General features: G+C 73.7%; 15 protein-coding genes. 2 read left to right on the top strand and 13 right to left on the bottom strand.

Going from position 1 to position 15,444, the window contains the following annotated elements:
• Positions 1-139: 139 nt before the first annotated feature.
• The 3 genes from murI to clpS form a co-directional block, all read right to left on the bottom strand.
• The gene (gene murI, locus ACZ5HG_RS06400) at positions 140-955 is read right to left on the bottom strand and encodes a glutamate racemase (protein ID WP_464181157.1); all 816 of its coding nucleotides are present in this window, start codon (positions 953-955) and stop codon (positions 140-142) included.
• Between the two features lie 91 nt (positions 956-1,046).
• Positions 1,047-1,667, bottom strand: a complete 621-nt coding sequence (locus tag ACZ5HG_RS06395) for a DUF2017 family protein (protein ID WP_464181155.1) — start codon at positions 1,665-1,667, stop codon at positions 1,047-1,049.
• On the bottom strand, positions 1,668-1,967 hold the full coding sequence (clpS, locus tag ACZ5HG_RS06390; RefSeq protein WP_464181154.1) for an ATP-dependent Clp protease adapter ClpS: 300 nt from the start codon (positions 1,965-1,967) through the stop codon (positions 1,668-1,670).
• A gap of 47 nt (positions 1,968-2,014) precedes the next feature.
• Between clpS and ACZ5HG_RS06385 the strand changes: the two genes are divergently transcribed.
• Positions 2,015-3,340 carry a nicotinate phosphoribosyltransferase gene (locus ACZ5HG_RS06385; RefSeq protein ID WP_464181152.1) on the top strand — a complete coding sequence of 442 codons (1,326 nt, stop codon included), beginning with the start codon at positions 2,015-2,017 and terminating at the stop codon, positions 3,338-3,340.
• A gap of 118 nt (positions 3,341-3,458) precedes the next feature.
• On the opposite strand, the gene ACZ5HG_RS06380 is transcribed toward ACZ5HG_RS06385, so the two are convergent.
• From ACZ5HG_RS06380 to ACZ5HG_RS06335, 10 genes are all read right to left on the bottom strand, one after another.
• On the bottom strand, positions 3,459-3,614 hold the full coding sequence (locus tag ACZ5HG_RS06380; protein WP_464181151.1) for a hypothetical protein: 156 nt from the start codon (positions 3,612-3,614) through the stop codon (positions 3,459-3,461).
• A gap of 178 nt (positions 3,615-3,792) precedes the next feature.
• Complete coding sequence (locus tag ACZ5HG_RS06375) at positions 3,793-5,625, bottom strand: DEAD/DEAH box helicase (RefSeq protein ID WP_464181150.1); 1,833 nt, start codon at positions 5,623-5,625, stop codon at positions 3,793-3,795.
• Complete coding sequence (locus tag ACZ5HG_RS06370) at positions 5,622-6,017, bottom strand: DUF3039 domain-containing protein (RefSeq protein ID WP_464181149.1); 396 nt, start codon at positions 6,015-6,017, stop codon at positions 5,622-5,624. Before ACZ5HG_RS06370 ends, ACZ5HG_RS06375 begins: the two co-directional genes overlap by 4 nt.
• Before the next feature lie 128 nt (positions 6,018-6,145).
• Positions 6,146-7,129: a hypothetical protein gene (locus ACZ5HG_RS06365; protein WP_464181148.1), complete on the bottom strand. Its 984-nt coding sequence runs from the start codon at positions 7,127-7,129 to the stop codon at positions 6,146-6,148.
• Positions 7,130-7,302: 173 nt separating this feature from the next.
• Positions 7,303-8,097, bottom strand: coding sequence for a glucosamine-6-phosphate deaminase (nagB, locus tag ACZ5HG_RS06360; RefSeq protein WP_464181147.1), 795 nt, complete (start codon positions 8,095-8,097; stop codon positions 7,303-7,305).
• Positions 8,097-9,032: an ROK family protein gene (locus ACZ5HG_RS06355; protein WP_464181146.1), complete on the bottom strand. Its 936-nt coding sequence runs from the start codon at positions 9,030-9,032 to the stop codon at positions 8,097-8,099. The genes nagB and ACZ5HG_RS06355 overlap by 1 nt, the downstream gene beginning before the upstream one ends.
• 40 nt (positions 9,033-9,072) lie before the next feature.
• The gene (locus ACZ5HG_RS06350; RefSeq protein WP_464181144.1) at positions 9,073-9,996 is read right to left on the bottom strand and encodes a carbohydrate ABC transporter permease; all 924 of its coding nucleotides are present in this window, start codon (positions 9,994-9,996) and stop codon (positions 9,073-9,075) included.
• Positions 9,993-10,967, bottom strand: a complete 975-nt coding sequence (locus tag ACZ5HG_RS06345; protein WP_464181142.1) for a carbohydrate ABC transporter permease — start codon at positions 10,965-10,967, stop codon at positions 9,993-9,995. The genes ACZ5HG_RS06350 and ACZ5HG_RS06345 overlap by 4 nt, the downstream gene beginning before the upstream one ends.
• Before the next feature lie 106 nt (positions 10,968-11,073).
• Positions 11,074-12,372, bottom strand: a complete 1,299-nt coding sequence (locus ACZ5HG_RS06340; RefSeq protein ID WP_464181140.1) for an extracellular solute-binding protein — start codon at positions 12,370-12,372, stop codon at positions 11,074-11,076.
• Positions 12,373-12,476: 104 nt separating this feature from the next.
• On the bottom strand, positions 12,477-13,682 hold the full coding sequence (locus ACZ5HG_RS06335) for an ROK family transcriptional regulator (RefSeq protein WP_464181139.1): 1,206 nt from the start codon (positions 13,680-13,682) through the stop codon (positions 12,477-12,479).
• A 279-nt stretch (positions 13,683-13,961) separates the two neighbouring features.
• On the opposite strand from ACZ5HG_RS06335, the gene ACZ5HG_RS06330 reads away from it, so the two are divergent.
• A complete protein-coding gene (locus ACZ5HG_RS06330; RefSeq protein WP_464181138.1) occupies positions 13,962-15,374 on the top strand; it encodes a leucine-rich repeat domain-containing protein in 1,413 nt (470 codons plus the stop codon).
• Positions 15,375-15,444 lie beyond the last annotated feature (70 nt).

Below are 15,444 nucleotides of genomic sequence, written 5' to 3'. Positions count from 1 at the left end.
CCGACGACCGGCCGAGGGTCCCGGTCCGGACGTGTCGCTCGTCACGCCGGGGAGGGGCGGGGACGCCCGAGCGGGCGGGGTCCGGGCGGGCGGTGTCCGGGCGGGCGGTGTCCCGATCAGCGCAGCGCGCCGTGCCCGATCAGCGCAGAGCGCCGCGGGCCTCCACGTGGCGCACCTCGGGGCCGAGGAACCGGCGGGCCAGCGCCGCGAACGGCTCCGGGTCGCCGGTGGCGAGGAACCGGTGCTCGGCGGGGCCGGCGGCCGGGTCGCGCTCCAGGTCGTGCGCGACCAGCGTGCGGTACACGTCCTTGGCGGTCTCCTCCGCGGAGGACACCAGCGTCACGTCCTCGCCCATCACGTAGGAGATCACGCCGGTGAGCAGCGGGTAGTGCGTGCAGCCGAGCACGAGGGTGTCCACGCCGGCCTCCTTGACCGGGCGCAGGTACTCGTCGGCGACGCCCAGCAGCTCGGGGCCGGAGGTGACCCCCGCCTCGACGAACTCCACGAACCGCGGGCAGGCCTGCGTGGTCAGGGTGATCCCGGGGGCCACCGCGAAGGCGTCGTCGTAGGCCCGGGACTCCACGGTGGCCTTGGTGGCGATCACGCCGATCCGCCCGGTGCGGGTGGCGGCGACCGCGCGGCGGGCCGCGGGCAGGATCACCTCGACCACCGGCAGGCCCTTGCGCAGGGTGTACCGCTCGCGGGCGTCCCGCAGCATGGCCGCCGAGGCGGTGTTGCACGCGATCACCAGCATCTTCACGCCGGCATCCACCAGGTCGTCCATCACCTCGAGGGCGTGGGCGCGGACCGCGGCGAGCGGCTTGGTGCCGTACGGGGTGTTGAGGGTGTCCCCGATGTAGAGGGTGGACTCCTGCGGCAGCTGGTCGAGGATCGACCGCGCGACGGTGAGACCGCCCACGCCCGAGTCGAAGATCCCGATGGGGGCGTCATTCACCCGAGTGAGCCTAGTCCCGCACGCGGGGCCCTCTCGCCGCCGGGGCGGGTCGCCGGGTGGCGATGCTGTGACGATCCGGTGATCGGTGCGCTCAGTTCCGGTCCAGGTCCGCGAGCAGGCAGGACATCAGCGTCTCCTGCCACCAGCCCAGCGCGACGTAGACGGTGCCGAGGTAGTGCCGCACCTGCGCGCTGCGGTCGTCGGCGTCCGGCTCCGGGCCGTCGAGCTCGTCCTCCAGCGCGGCGGCGGCCTCCTCGTCGGTCAGGCCGAGGCGATCGGCGAGCACCAGACGGATGTCGGTCAGCGTCGCCGCCAGCCGGGGGCCGTGCGCCCGCGGCAGCAGCAGCACGCCCTCCTCGGCGGCCTCCGGTGCGGTCAGCGCCGCGTAGAGGATCGCGAGCCGGTCGATCTTGTCCTGCCGCAGGTCGTCCTCGGTCAGCCGGCGGAACTCCGCGGCCACCTCGGGGTCCTCGCGGGAGGCGTCGGGGAGCAGGCGGTGCACAGCCGGGTCGTCCGGCGCGGGCAGCGGGTCCAGCCGCAGCCGCAGCCCGACCTGGTCCTCGGGCGCACCGTCACCGTGGGGTGCACGAGACTCCAGCCGTCCGGCCCCCAGCAGCTCGGCGACGTCGGCGACCACCGTGGACAGCACGTGCCGCTCGTCCTCGCCGACACCCGCGGTCAGGGCGTCGTCCACCACCCGGAACGCGCGCACCTAGGCGTCGCTCCGCTGGAGGGTGGCCCACAGCCCGAAGCCGTGCATCGCCTGCACGTCGACCTCCATCTGCTCGCGGTTGCCGGACGAGACCGCCGAGCGGCCCTCCTCGTGCACCTGGCGCATCAGCTTCTCGGCCTTCGCCTCCGGGTAGCCGAAGTACGAGCGGAACACGTAGCTGACGTACGACATCAGGTTGACCGGGTCGTTCCACACGATCGTCACCCAGGGGTCGGCCACGGCGTCGGCGGGCGCACCGTCGGTCTGGACGGTCTCCTCGGGGGCGGTCTGCACGGGCACCGCTCCACTGTAGGTGCGATCCACCTGCGGGGACCTACCGTGTCCCCATGACGTCCAGCACCGCGCTGCTCACCGACCGGTACGAGCTGACCATGCTCCAGGCCGCCCTCGCCGACGGCACCGCCCACCGTCGCTGCGTCTTCGAGGTGTTCACCCGGCGCCTGCCGCACGGTCGCCGCTACGGGGTGGTCGCCGGCACCGGGCGCGTGCTGGAGGCGCTGGCGGACTTCCGCTTCGGCGCCGTGGAGCTCGACTGGCTGGCCGCCGAGGGCGTGGTGGACGACGTGACGCTGGAGTTCCTGGCCGGCTACCGGTTCACCGGGTCGATCAGCGGCTACGCCGAGGGCGAGACGTTCTTCCCGCACTCCCCCGTGCTCACCGTCGACGGCACCTTCGCCGAGGCGGTGCTGCTCGAGACGCTGGTGCTGTCGATCCTCAACTACGACTCCGCCGTCGCCTCCGCCGCCTCCCGGATGACCAGCGCCGCGATCGGCCGGCCCTGCCTGGAGATGGGCGCCCGGCGCGCGCACGAGGAGGCCGCCGTGGCCGCCGCCCGCGCCGCCGCGGTCGCCGGGTTCGCCGGCACCTCCAACCTCGAGGCCGGCCGGCGCTACGGTCTGCCGACGATCGGCACCGCGGCCCACGCGTTCACGCTGCTGCACGACGACGAGCAGACCGCCTTCGCCGCGCAGGTGGCCGCCGCCGGACCGGGCACGACGCTGCTGGTCGACACCTACGACGTGCGCACCGGCGTGGAGCGGGCGGTCGCCGCTGCCGGCACCGGGCTGGGTGCGGTGCGGCTCGACTCGGGCGACCTCGGCGTGCTCGCGCAGGAGGTGCGCGCCCAGCTCGACGCGCTCGGCGCCCGGAGCACGAAGATCACCGTCACCTCCGACCTGGACGAGCACGCCATCGCGGCCCTCGCCGTCGCGCCGGTGGACTCCTACGGCGTCGGCACCTCCCTGGTCACCGGCTCCGGCGCCCCCACCTGCGGGATGGTCTACAAGCTGGTCGCCCGCGAGGGCGCCGACGGCCGGCTCGCGCCGGTGGCGAAGGCCTCCGTCGCCAAGCAGTCCGTGGGCGGTCGCAAGTCCGCCGCCCGGCGCCTGGGCGAGGACGGGCGCGCCGTCGCGGAGGTCGTCGTGGTCGGCGAGGACGCGGCGGTCTCCGGCTGGCGGCCCGGCTCCGACGACCTGCGCCCGCTGGTGGTGCCGCTGGTGCGCGAGGGCGAGGTGCTGCCCGGCTGGACCGGCGCCGAGGGCGTGCGGATCGCCGCCGCCCGGCACCAGGCCTCCCGCGAGGAGCTGCCCCGCGGCGCCCGGCGGCTCTCCGCCGACGAGGCGGCGCTGCCGACGGTCACGCTGACGGTCTGATCGCCCGCGCACGACGGCGCCCGCGGGCCGGAGGGTGTCTCCGGCGCCGCGGGCGCGAGTCGTGGTGCGACCGGACGGTCAGGCGCTCTGCTGCACCCCGCTCCCGCCCGGTGCCCGCCTAGACGCGGGACCGGCCTCGACCGATCAGCCCGAGGATCAGGCTGATGACGAGCACCGCCACCCCCACGTACAGCAGGAACTTCGCGGCCTCCACGGCCACACCGAGGATCAGCAGCACCACACCGATGATGATGAGGATCAACCACGCCGGCATCTGACGTCTCCCTTCGTCCCGCGCGCCCCGTCCGGATCGGCGGTCCGGGGCCTTGTCACAGGTCGAGCGTGGCACCGTCGGGGCCGGTCGGCACGTCGAACGCCCGGCTTGCGAGCCGCCACGACAGTGCTATGGAAACGCGACCACCAGGCCGCTGACCTGCGACGACGCTCGTGCGTCAACGTTTGCCGACGAACCAGCCGCGCAGCATCGCGATCCGCGCCTCGAGCTGCGCCGGGTCGGCCATCGGCACCTCCGGACCACCGCACCGCCGCCGCAGCTCGGTGTGCACGGCCCCGTGCGGCTGACCGCTGCGCCGCGACCACGCACCGACCAGCTGCGCCAGCTCCTTGCGCAGCTCGGCCTGCTTGCGGTGGTCCATCGCCGCGAGCTCCTCGGCCTGCTGCGCCGCGCTCTTGTGCCGGCCCCGGCGCCCGCTGACCTGGTCCGCCTGCCGCTGACGCAGCAGCGTGGTCACCTGGTCGGCGTCCAGCAGGCCGGGCAGCCCGAGGAAGTCCAGCTCCTCGTCCGAGCCGACGTCCGCGCCGGTGCCGAACTCGCCGCCGTCGAACAGCACCCGGTCGAAGGACGCCTGCGCCTCCAAGGCCTCGAACGTCCCCTGCTGACCGTCCGGCCCGATCGCGTCCGAGCCGCGCTCCTCGCGGTTCGCCGCCGCCAGCAGCGCGTCCTCCGGGTTGAAGCCCTCGCCCTGCTCCTCGCCGGTCAGCGGCCGGTCGAGGGCGTGGTCGCGCTGCACCTCCATCGCGTTCGCCAGCGCCAGCAGCGGCGCCACGCTCGGCAGGAACACCGAGGCGGTCTCGCCACGCTTGCGGGCACGCACGAACCGGCCGATCGCCTGCGCGAAGAACAGTGGGGTCGAGGCGCTGGTCGCATACACGCCGACCGCGAGCCGGGGCACGTCGACGCCCTCGGACACCATGCGCACGGCCACCAGCCACCGGTCGTCCGAGGCGGAGAACTCGTCGATCCGGGCGCTGGCGCCGTCGTCGTCGGAGAGCACCACCGTGGGTGACTTCCCGGTGATCCGCGCGAGGTGCCCGGCATAGGCGCGCGCGTCGGTCTGGTCGGTGGCGATCACCATGGCGCCCGCGTCCGGCACGGTGCGCCGGACCTCGGTCAGCCGGCGGTCGGCGGCGGCCAGCACCGACGGGATCCACTCGCCCTCGGGGTTGAGGGCGGTGCGCCACGCCTGCGCGGTCATGTCCTTGGTCAGCGGCTCGCCCAGGCGCGCGCTGACCTCGTCGCCGGCCTTGGTGCGCCAGCGCATCGAGCCGGAGTACGTGAGGAACAGCACGGGCCGGACCACGTGGTCGCGCAGCGCCTCGGAGTAGCCGTAGGTGTAGTCCGCGCGGCTGCGGCGGATGCCGTCCCGGTCGCGCTCGTACTCGACGAACGGGATCGCGGCGGTGTCCGAGCGGAACGGCGTGCCGGTCAGCGACAGCCGGCGGGTGGCGTCCTCGAACGCCTCGCGCACCGCGTCGCCCCAGGACAGCGCGTCACCGCCGTGGTGCACCTCGTCCAGGATCACCAGCGTCGGCGCGGCGGTGGTGCGCGCGGCGTGCAGCGCCGGCTTGGCGGCCACCTGCGCGTAGGTCAGCGCGACGCCGTCGAAGCCGTGGCCGTGCCGGCCCTGGGCGTTGCGGAAGTTCGGGTCGATCTTGATGCCGACCCGCGCCGCCGCGTCCGCCCACTGGTGCTTGAGGTGCTCGGTGGGGGCGACGACGGTGACCCGTCGCACCACGCCCGCCGCCAGCAGCTCGGTCGCGATCCGCAGCGCGAAGGTCGTCTTGCCGGCGCCGGGGGTCGCCACCGCCAGGAAGTCGCGCGGTGACGTCGTCAGGTACTGGTCGAGGGCCGCCGCCTGCCAGGCACGCAGCTTGCCCGCCGTCCCCCACGGCGCACGCCCGGGGAACGCCGGCGGCAGCTGCGATGCTGCCGACGTCGAGGCGTGCGTGGTGGGTGCGGACGGGGACCGGTCCGCGGCGGTCACTGTCCGCCGGAGGAGTCGCCCGAGCCCTTGCCGCGACCGAAGCCCCAGCGCCGGCCCCCGCCGCCCGAGGATCCCCCCGAGCCCCCGGAGCCGTCACCGCCGTCCTGCGGCTCGCGCAGGCCCTCGTAGATCTCCTTGCACACCGGGCAGACCGGGAACTTGTTCGGGTCACGACCCGGCACCCAGACCTTCCCGCAGAGCGCGACCACGGGCTTGCCGGACAGCGCCGACTCCATGATCTTCTCCTTGCGCACGTAGTGCGCGAAGCGCTCGTGGTCGCCCGGCTCCACCTGCTCCTGGGACTCCGTGCGCTCCAGCAGCCCCGTGGACGTGCCCGTCGACGGCTCCGACAGGCGGTCCGGCTCGGTGCTCGGCGGCAGGGGCTCACTCATGCCCCCGAGTCTACGTCCCCCCTCCCACACACCCCCCGCACCCCCGCACGCACGCCCATCCCGCGAGTTCGGTGGTTCGGGTCGAGTTCGGTGGTTCGGAGGGTGATTTCTCGCACGAACCACCGAACTCACCGGCCAGCCAGGGCCCGCCGCACCCGCGACGCCAGTTCCCCTCCCTCGGTGTGCACGTCTCGCCAGCTCGCGCGCACGAGGCGCCATCCCTCCTCCTCGAGCTCCTCCTGCCGCTCCTTCTCGGCGACCAGGGCCGGCACGCCGCCGATGCCGGCCTCGCCGGTGTACTTGATGCGCCCGTCGAACTCCAGGCCCACGCGCTGCGCGGGCCAGCCGAGGTCGACGTACCGCCAGCACCGACGGGTCCGGACCGGCACCTGGAGGTCGGGTGCGGGGAGCCCGGCGCGGTGCATCTCCCAGCGCGCGAGGGTCTCGCCGGCCGACTCGGCGCGGGCGTCGGCGAGCGCGAGCACGGCGCGGGCACGCACCACACCTCGGCCCCCGGCCCGGGATCGCAGCAGGGCGTTCACCCGGCCCAGGTCCGCACCGCGCCGCAGCGCCGCGTCCGCGACGACGAGCCCGTCCCGCTCCGGCAGCACGCAGGCGCAGTCGATCAACGTGCGTGCGAGCCCCGTGACGCGCAGCCCGTCGACCACTGCCCGATCCGCGGGGTCGAGCACGCCGACGTGCCGGACCAGGCAGTCGTCGTTCCGCCGCCCGGGGTGCGACCGCTGGATCACGTGCACCTCGCCCGCGAGGTGGAGCACCGGGCATCCCCAGACCACCGCGGCCGAGGTGTGGCTGAACCACGCGTCGAGACGTGTCTGCGCGGCGACCGCGCGGATCCGCGCCAGCGTCTCGTGCCGCCTGTCGCGCGACCTCCCCTGCGTGGGCAGCCGTTCCGTGTAGGCACCGCGGCGGAGCCGATGCACGACACCACCAGTGCGCAACCGGTCGAGCTCGGCGCGCTCGAGGTCCCGCGTGAGGAGCACCTGCGGGCTCAGCTCGTCCGGGCCTTGAACCGCCGCCGGCCGCTCGGGATCTCCACGGCCTTCCGGCCCGCCGGTGCTGCTCGAACTCCCCGCGCGCATCGCTCCCATGCCCTCGACGGTCACCCGCCGGAGCGCCTCGCCGCTACCCCCGCGCGCAGATCTGTGGACAACCGCCGCGCCGAGTTCGGTGGTTGCTGCGAGAAAACAGCCACGGAACCACCGAACTCGGCCCGAACCACCGAACTCACGGGAAGGGGGGAGCGGGAAAGTCGGGAGTGGGGCTAGGGGCGCTGCCAGGTGGGCTTGAGGTGGTAGGTCTCGCGGTAGTAGGCGGCGAGCTGGAGGCGGCTGGCCGCCGCCTCGTCGACGAGGACCGTCACGTGCGGGTGGTGCTGGAGGACGGTGCCGGGCCACATGGCGCTGACCGGCCCCTCGACCAGCTGGTGCACGGCCTCGGCCTTGCCCTTGCCGACGGCGACGAGCACCAGGTGCCGGGCGGACATGATCGTGGCGAGGCCCTGGGTGAGGCAGTGGGTGGGCACGCGGTCGACGTCGCCGTCGAAGAAGCGCGCGTTGTCCTCGCGGGTCTGCCGGGTGAGCGTCTTGATCCGGGTGCGCGAGGCCAGCGAGGAGCCGGGCTCGTTGAAGGCGATGTGCCCGTCGGTGCCGATCCCGAGGATCTGCACGTCCACGCCCCCGGCGGCGGTGATGGCGTCCTCGTAGGCGTCGCAGGCCGCGGGGATGTCGGCGGCGAGGCCGTCCGGCCCCTGCACCGCCGCGGGGTCGATGTCCACGCGGGAGGCGAACTCGGTCTCGATGACGTTGCGGTACCGCTCGGGGTGGTCGGCGGCCAGGCCCACGTACTCGTCGAGCATGAAGGCGCGCGCACCGGCGAAGGACAGGCCCTCCTCCTCGTGCCGGCGGACCAGCTCGTCGTAGACGGCCAGCGGGCTCGACCCGGTGGCCAGGCCCAGCACGGCGGTCCGCCCCTCGGCGGCCCGTCCGCGCACGACGCGCTCGACCGCGTCCGCGGCGATCCGGGCCAGCTCCGGCCCCGTCGCGATGACGACCTCCATCAGTACTCCCTCCGTCCGGCCAGCGCGGCGCCCACGGCACCCACCGGCACTCCGTGGGGAGCGAGACGGACCCGCTCCCCCATCTGCATGGCGGCGACGAACGCCGACCCCTCGGCCGCCCGGTCCAGGGCGGCACGCACCTCGCGCAGCAGCGGCTCGCCGAGCTCGGAGACCCCGCCGCCGATCACCACGTGGGCGACGTCGGTGGTGAGCACCAGCACGCGCACCGCGGCGGCGACCGCGTCGGCGAACGTGTCCCGCACGGCCACCGCCGCCGGGTCGCCCGCGTCGGCGGCCGCGAACAGCGCCACCGGGGGCGGCACGTCGCCGTCGACCGGCCAGGCGGCCCCGACCGCGGAGCCCGACGCGTACTGCTCCAGGCAGCCGCGCTGGCCGCACGGGCACGGGATCCCGTCCACGACGTGCACCAGGTGGCCGATCTCCCCGGCAGATCCGCGCGTGCCGCGGCGCAGCCGACCGTCGAGCACCAGCCCGGCGGCCAGGCCGGTGCCCAGCGCCAGGAACGCGAGGTCGGTGGCCGGGCCCGGCAGCAGGTGGGCGGCGCCGAGGGCGGCGGCGTTCAGGTCGTTCTCGACCTGCACCGGCACGCCGTCCAGCGCCGCGGACACCAGCGCCGCGAGCGGGACGCCGTCCTCGATCCCGAGGTTCACCGCGTGCTCGACGCGCCCGGAGGCCGGGTCGACCACGCCGGGCAGCCCGATCCCGACGCCGACGAGGGCACCGGTCCCACCGGGCACCGCCTCGGCGAGACCGCGCACGGCCTGCGCGGCGGTGGCGACCACCGCGTCGACGCCGTGGCCGGTGGGCAGCCGCAGGGGGGTGCCGCCCACCGTGCCGTCGGGTCGCACGAGCACCCCGAGGGTCTTGGTCCCGCCGACGTCCAGGCCGACCGACCAGCCGCGCGGCGCGCTCACGTCCCCCGTCCGGAGGTCCGTCGCCAGCTCCACCACCGTGTCAGCCCTTCACCGCCCCGGAGACCAGCCCCGAGGTCATCTTGCCCTGCACCAGCAGGAAGAACACGATCACCGGCACGGCGATCAGCGTGGACGCGGCCATGACCTCGCCCCAGTCCACACCACGGCTCGCGCTGGACGCGAGGAACCCGCGCAGCCAGAGCGGCAGCGTCTGCGCCGACTCGGCGGGCAGCGCGACCAGCGCGACGGTGAACTCGTTCCACGCCTGGAGGAACGCGTACACCCCGGAGGCCACCAGCCCGGGGGCCAGCAGCGGGAAGGTGATCCGCAGGAACGCCTTGGTCCGGCTGAGCCCGTCGACCATCGCGGCCTCCTCCAGCTCGATCGGCACACCGGCGACGAAGCCGCGCAGCATCCAGATCGTGAAGGGCACCACGGCCGCCGTGTAGAGGATGCTCACGCCGATCACGCTGTTCAGCAGGCCCACGGTGGACAGCATCTTGTACTGCGCGATGAACAGGCCCTCGGCGGGCAGCATCTGCACGAAGAGCACGGCGACGATGAAGGTCTTGCGCCCGCGGAACCGGAACCGGCTGATCGCCAGCGCCGCGAAGAACGCGAACACCAGCACCGCCAGTACGGTGAGCAGGGTGATCATCAGGCTCATCTGCAACGCGGGGCCGAAGCCGGAGCCGGTCAGCACCGAGCGGTAGTTGCCCCAGGTCGAGTGGGTCGGCAGGAAGGACGGGGTCGCCGAGCGCAGCCGCGCGTTCGGCAGCAGCGAGGACAGCACCATCCAGTACACCGGGAAGGCCCAGACCAGCGCGATCAGCACCGCGAGCACGCCGAGCAGCACCGAGGTGACGCGGCGACGGGTGCGACCGCCGGCGCGGGGCGTCCGCGCGGGCACCTGGCCCGCGGGCGCTGCGGCCGTGACGGGTGCGTGGGAGACGGCGGCGCTCATGCGGCGTCCTCCTTCAGCAGGGAGCGGACGTAGGGCCAGCTCAGCAGGACGGTCAGCGCGAGCACGAGGATCGACACCGCCGCGGCGGCCGCGAAGTCCTGGCTGCCGACGCCGAGCTCGAAGATGAAGTTGCCCAGCAGGTTGGTCTCGCCCACGGGGGCGCCGGAGTCCTGGAGCAGGCGGATCTGCGCGAACACCCGCAGGTCCCAGATGATCTGGAGCAGCAGGACGATCGACAGCACCGGGCGGATCAGCGGCATGGTGATGTGCCAGAGGATCCGGCTCGGGCCGGCGCCGTCGATCCGCGCGGCCTCCAGCACCTCGTCGGACACCTGGGTCAGCGCGGCGTAGACGGACAGCGCCACGAAGGGCACCGACATCCACACGATGATCACGGTGGCGACGAAGAAGAAGGACAGCGGGCTCGCGAGCCAGTTGTGCTGGTGGTAGTCGTCCAGGCCGACCTGGACCAGCAGCCAGTTGATGACACCGGTGCGCCAGTCGAACAGCCACTTCCACACGGTGACGGCCGCGACCATCGGCATGGCCCAGGCCAGCAGCAGCGCCACCTGGAGCACGATCCGGACCACGGGGTGCAGGGCCTTCATCAGCAGGGCGAAGAGCACGCCGATGCCGACGGTGAGGAACGCGTTGACCAGGCAGAACGCGATGGAGCGGGCGACGACGGCCCACATCCGGTCGTCGGTGAGGACCCGGACGTAGTTCTCCAGGCCGACGAACTCCGGCGGCTGGCCGAACTGCTGCGCCAGCCCGAACTTCTGCAACGAGGTGATGGCCTGCCAGATCAGCGGGTAGCCGAGGCCGGCGGCCAGCACGGCCAGCACGGGGATCAGCAGCAGGTAGGGGGTCCACCGGGGACCGCGCCGCTGCCGCACCACGCGGGTGCCGGCTGCGGGGTCGGGGGTGGTGGTCGGACTCTGCCCGGGGTCGACCGGGGCTGTCGAAGGCATGCGCCTCTCCTTCCGCGCGACGAGGCGACGTCTGCGGGGCGGGGTTGTGCGGGGGGTTCCGGCCGGTCGCGGGAGCGTGCAGACCCCCGCGACCGGCCGGCAGGGGTCAGCCCTGGCCGTTGAGCATCGGCGTGATGCGCTCGTCGAACTCCTTGGCCAGCGCGGTCACGTCACCGCCCTCGGCGATCTTCTGGAACAGCTCCTCGTAGACCGACGCGGCCTCGACCGACGCCCAGCCCGGCGCCGCCGGGGTGAGCTTGGAGGCGGCCGCGGTCTCGATCATCGTCTGGGCGAACTCGTCGTCGCCGAGCGAGTCGACGTACTGCGAGTTCGCCGGGCCCAGACCGTTCTCGCCCAGCATCTGCTGGTACTCCGGCGAGAAGATGATCTTCAGCAGGTTCTCGGCCAGCTCCGGGTGCTGGGACTTCTCCGAGATCGCGATGTTCGAGCCACCGGCGAACACGGGGGCGATGCCGCCGTCCTTGCCGGGCAGGGCGAAGATGCCGAACTTCGCGGTGTCCGCCATGCCGTCGCGGACCTCCTCGCCGGCGTCGTTGGTGGTGAGGTCACCGATCGACCAGCGGGCCCAGCCCGGGGCCATGATCGTCGCCGCGGCCGGCGCGGAGCCGTCCTCGCCGTCGTTCAGGAACTCCCAGTACGCGACGTCCTTCTCGGTCGCCGGCACGTTCGAGGCCGTCTGGTAGACCTGCTGCCACTGCTCCAGGCCCGCGATCGTGTTCGGGTCGGACAGGGTGGAGGTCCACTCGGTGCCGTCCACCGTCGCGAGCTCGCCGTCGTTGGCGAACACCCACGAGATGCCGTTGCGCCAGTCCTGGCCACCCAGGGCGAAGCCGGACTGGGTGTCCGTCTTGAGCTGGGCGACGTCCGCGGCGAACTGGTCGAGCGTGGTCGGCGCCTCCAGGCCGGCGGCCGTCCAGAGGTCCTTGCGGTAGAACATGTAGCGCGAGCCGAAGTAGTACGGCAGCGCGTAGTTCTTGCCGTCCACGGCGCCGACCTCGACGAAGGACTGGAGCAGGTCGTCGCCGCCCAGCTCCTCGTACAGCGGGGTCAGGTCGCGGAACGCCCCGATGGTGGTGAAGGTCGGCGACTGGGTGTTGCCGATCTCGACCACGTCCGGGGTGTTGGCCTCGTCCGGCAGCGCGGTGGTGAGCTTGGTGACGAGGTCGGACCAGTCCTGCTCCTCGATGTTCAGCGTGGAGCCGGGGTTCTCCTCCTCGAACGTCGTCACGAGGTACTCGCGCAGCGCGTCCGGGGTGTCCGGGCCCGCGAGCCAGAGGGTGATCTCCGAGGCCTCGGGGGTGCCGTCGGAGCCCGTCGAACCGCCGTCGTCGCCCGACGAGCAGGCGGTCAGCACGAGCGCCGCCGCCACACCGACGGCTGCCATCCGTACGATCTTCACGTTGGTGTTCCTCCCTGATGCGAGGCGAGGCCGTTGAGGCGTCGCCGGGGGTGGTGATGCCGGCACTGCAAGCGGTCGGCTCGGGGTCGTCACGTGACCCCGAGCTGACCGGCCAGGACGAGGGCCGCGGCGCCCGAGAGCGCCCCGTCCTCGTCGAGAGCTCCCATCCGGAGCACCAGGTCCTGCCCGATCAGCGGCATGGTCCTGCTCCGGACGGTGGCGAGCGCCTCGCTCCGCAGGGGTCCGTCGAGCAGGTCCGGGGGGCCGGACAGCAGGACCTCGGCGAGGTTGAGGGCGCTGACGACGGGAGCCAGGGCGATGCCCAGCTTCCGTCCGACCGACGCGAGGACCGCGTCGGAATCCTGGGGTGTGCGGCCGGCGGTGGCGCGGCGCAGGGCGGGCAGCGAGAGCAGGGTCTCCAGGCAGCCGGCGCGTCCGCAGGCGCAGGGCAGCGGCAGCGGGTCGCCGGCGCGCACGTCCCGGTCGTCGACGACGGTGACGTGGCCGATCTCGCCGGCGGCGTCGCCGCGCCCGCGGACCAGGGCCCCGTCCAGCACGATGCCGGCGCCGACGCCCTGGCCGATCGTCACGACCATCAGGCCGGTGCCGGTGGCCCCGCCGTAGGTGAACTCCCCCAGCGCGTGCGTGTTCGCGTCGTTGGCGACGTGCACCGGGACGCCGAGCAGGTCGGTCAGCCGCCGGGCGAGCGGCAGGTGGTACCAGCCGCGGTTCGGGGCCTCGATCACGACGCCCTCGTGGTCGATCACGCCGGGCGAGCCGATCCCGACGCCGATCACCGGCTGGTCCGCGGCGGTGAGCAGCTCGCGGCAGAGGTCCTCGAGCACGGTGAGCGCCTCGTCGCCGGTGCGGCCGTCGAGCGCCACGGACCGGCGGGCGACCACCGCGCCGGTCAGCGTCATCACCGCGCCGCGCAGGGCGGCGTCGTCGGCGAGGTCCACCGCGATCACCTGGTGGTCCTCGGTGCGCATCCCGACCAGCGTGGCGGGCTTGCCGACCCTCCCCTCGGGGCGGACGCCGAGCTCGGCGACCAGCCCCTCGGCGATCAGCACGGAGACGAGGTCGGAGACGGTGACCCGGGTCAGGCCGGTGGCGCGGGCCAGGTCGGCGCGCGAGGAGGGTCCCTGGTGGAACAGGTGCTGGAGCACCAGCGAACGGTTGTGGGCCCGCGCGTGCTCCGGGAGCACCTTCGCGGTGGGCCGCAGCGTGCGTCCCACTCCACCCGGCCCGGGGCCGCCCGTACGGGCCGGCCTCGACGCCTCCGTCGCCGTCGTCATGTTTGTTAGTAGACCTTCCTTACTAATCGCCGTCAAGGAGTTCGGCGGACCGTGACCGCATCGTGACCGGGCGTTCATCGCGCCGACATGCGGCCGGTCGCGCGGTCCTGCCGCACGCCGCCGCTGTGCGTCCCGTCACACCGGTCCCAGATCGTCAGTGGAAACACTGACCGGCACCCCGCATTCGGAGCCCGGCCGGAGATCCTCTCCCCCGTACCGCGAACGGCACCCATCCCGTGCCGCTCGTGGATGCCCGATCCCTCTCACGACGAGGTCCTCATGTCTCAGACCCTGCGATCCGGTCGCGCCGTGCGCTCGACCGGCGCCGTCCTCGCCGCCACGGTCGCGCTGACCGGTGCCGGCATCGCGCTCTCCACCGCCGTCGCCCCCGACGCGCACGCCGCGGAGAGCCCGTTCCCCGACCCCGAGCTCGACTCCTGCGTCTCGGCGTGGTTCGAGGACACCACCGGCGAGAACCTCAACGGTGAGCCGGTGCCGATCGACCAGGCCGCGAGCCTCGGCGGCACCCTCGTCTGCAACTACAGCGACGTCGCCGACCTCACCGGGCTCGAGCTGCTGGACGGCATCACCGCGGTCAAGCTGATCGAGACGCCGAACCTCACCGACCTCGCACCGCTCGGCGGGATGGACGCGCTCGAGTCCGTCGACGTGACCGGGAGCCAGGTCACCGACCTGTCGCCGCTCGCCGACCGACCGGCGCTCAGCTCGCTGTTCGTCTCCGACAGCCCCGTGGCCGACCTGACCCCGATCGCCTCCATGCCCGGGCTGCGCACGCTCAACCTGTCGGCGATCCCCGCCACGGACCTCGGCCCGATCGGGCAGAGCGACGTCACCGACCTCGCCCTCTCGGACATGGGCGTCACCGACGTCGGGCCGCTCGCGGAGCTCGACCTCGAGCGGCTGATGCTGTTCTACCTCCCGCTCAGCGACCTCTCGCCGATCGCGAACCAGACCGGCATCACCCAGCTGATCGTCGCGCAGACGCAGGTCGCCGACCTCACCCCGCTGGTCGGCATGCGGGAGCTCGTCATGCTGTACGCGGCCGACAACCAGATCGTGGACCCGTCGCCGATCGCGCAGATCCCCTCGCTGACGTCCGTGACGCTCACGAACAACCGGATCTACGACCTCTCCGCGCTCGGCGCGCTGCCGAACCTGACCATGGCGACCGCCACCGGACAGGTCGCGGTGATCCCCGCGGCGATGGCCACGGTGGCGACCACGGACACCGTGCGCGACGGCGTCGGCCCGGTCGCGGTGACCGTCACCGACGGTCCGGTGGCCACCGCCGACGCGACCTCGTGGACCTACGACGCCGAGGGCACGTCGAGCATGACCTGGAGCTCGGTCCTCATCGGCGGCGGCACCTTCTCGGGCACCGCCACGCAGGACGTCGTGCCGTTCGTCGCGCCGCCCGTCGACCCGGTCGACCCCGCGGACCCGGTCGATCCCGTCACCCCGGTCGACCCCGCGGCCCCGGTGGACCCGGCCGCGCCGGCGGCCCCCGCCCAGCCCGCCGCCCCGGCGCAAGCCGCCCCCGCGGCGACCACGCAGGGCTCCGAGGTCCTGGCGACCACCGGTGCCGAGGTCACGCTGGCGGCCGGAGCGGCCGTGGTGCTGCTCGCGGCCGGTGGCGCGCTGGTCCTGCTGCGGCGGCGTCGCTCCGCCTGACGGCGGCACCGATCCCGACGGCCGCGTCGGTCCCCTGCACGGGACCGGCGCGGCCGTGGTGGGAAGGCCT

The sequence above is a fragment of the Cellulomonas sp. GTC20042 genome (assembly GCF_055389595.1).
Note: the sequence above shows the minus strand (reverse complement) of the source record. Positions and strands in the feature narration are given on the sequence as shown.

Excerpts from the sequence above, each read along its gene's own strand:
- nagB (WP_464181147.1), bottom strand. The coding sequence starts at position 8,097 with ATGGAGGTCGTCATCGCGACGGGGCCGGAGCTGGCCCGGATCGCCGCG.
- ACZ5HG_RS06340 (WP_464181140.1), bottom strand. The coding sequence starts at position 12,372 with ATGGCAGCCGTCGGTGTGGCGGCGGCGCTCGTGCTGACCGCCTGCTCG.
- ACZ5HG_RS06365 (WP_464181148.1), bottom strand. The coding sequence starts at position 7,129 with ATGGGAGCGATGCGCGCGGGGAGTTCGAGCAGCACCGGCGGGCCGGAA.
- ACZ5HG_RS06370 (WP_464181149.1), bottom strand. The coding sequence starts at position 6,017 with ATGAGTGAGCCCCTGCCGCCGAGCACCGAGCCGGACCGCCTGTCGGAG.
- ACZ5HG_RS06330 (WP_464181138.1), top strand. The coding sequence starts at position 13,962 with ATGTCTCAGACCCTGCGATCCGGTCGCGCCGTGCGCTCGACCGGCGCC.
- ACZ5HG_RS06385 (WP_464181152.1), top strand. The coding sequence starts at position 2,015 with ATGACGTCCAGCACCGCGCTGCTCACCGACCGGTACGAGCTGACCATG.
- ACZ5HG_RS06380 (WP_464181151.1), bottom strand. The coding sequence starts at position 3,614 with ATGCCGGCGTGGTTGATCCTCATCATCATCGGTGTGGTGCTGCTGATC.
- ACZ5HG_RS06335 (WP_464181139.1), bottom strand. The coding sequence starts at position 13,682 with ATGACGACGGCGACGGAGGCGTCGAGGCCGGCCCGTACGGGCGGCCCC.
- ACZ5HG_RS06350 (WP_464181144.1), bottom strand. The coding sequence starts at position 9,996 with ATGAGCGCCGCCGTCTCCCACGCACCCGTCACGGCCGCAGCGCCCGCG.
- ACZ5HG_RS06345 (WP_464181142.1), bottom strand. The coding sequence starts at position 10,967 with ATGCCTTCGACAGCCCCGGTCGACCCCGGGCAGAGTCCGACCACCACC.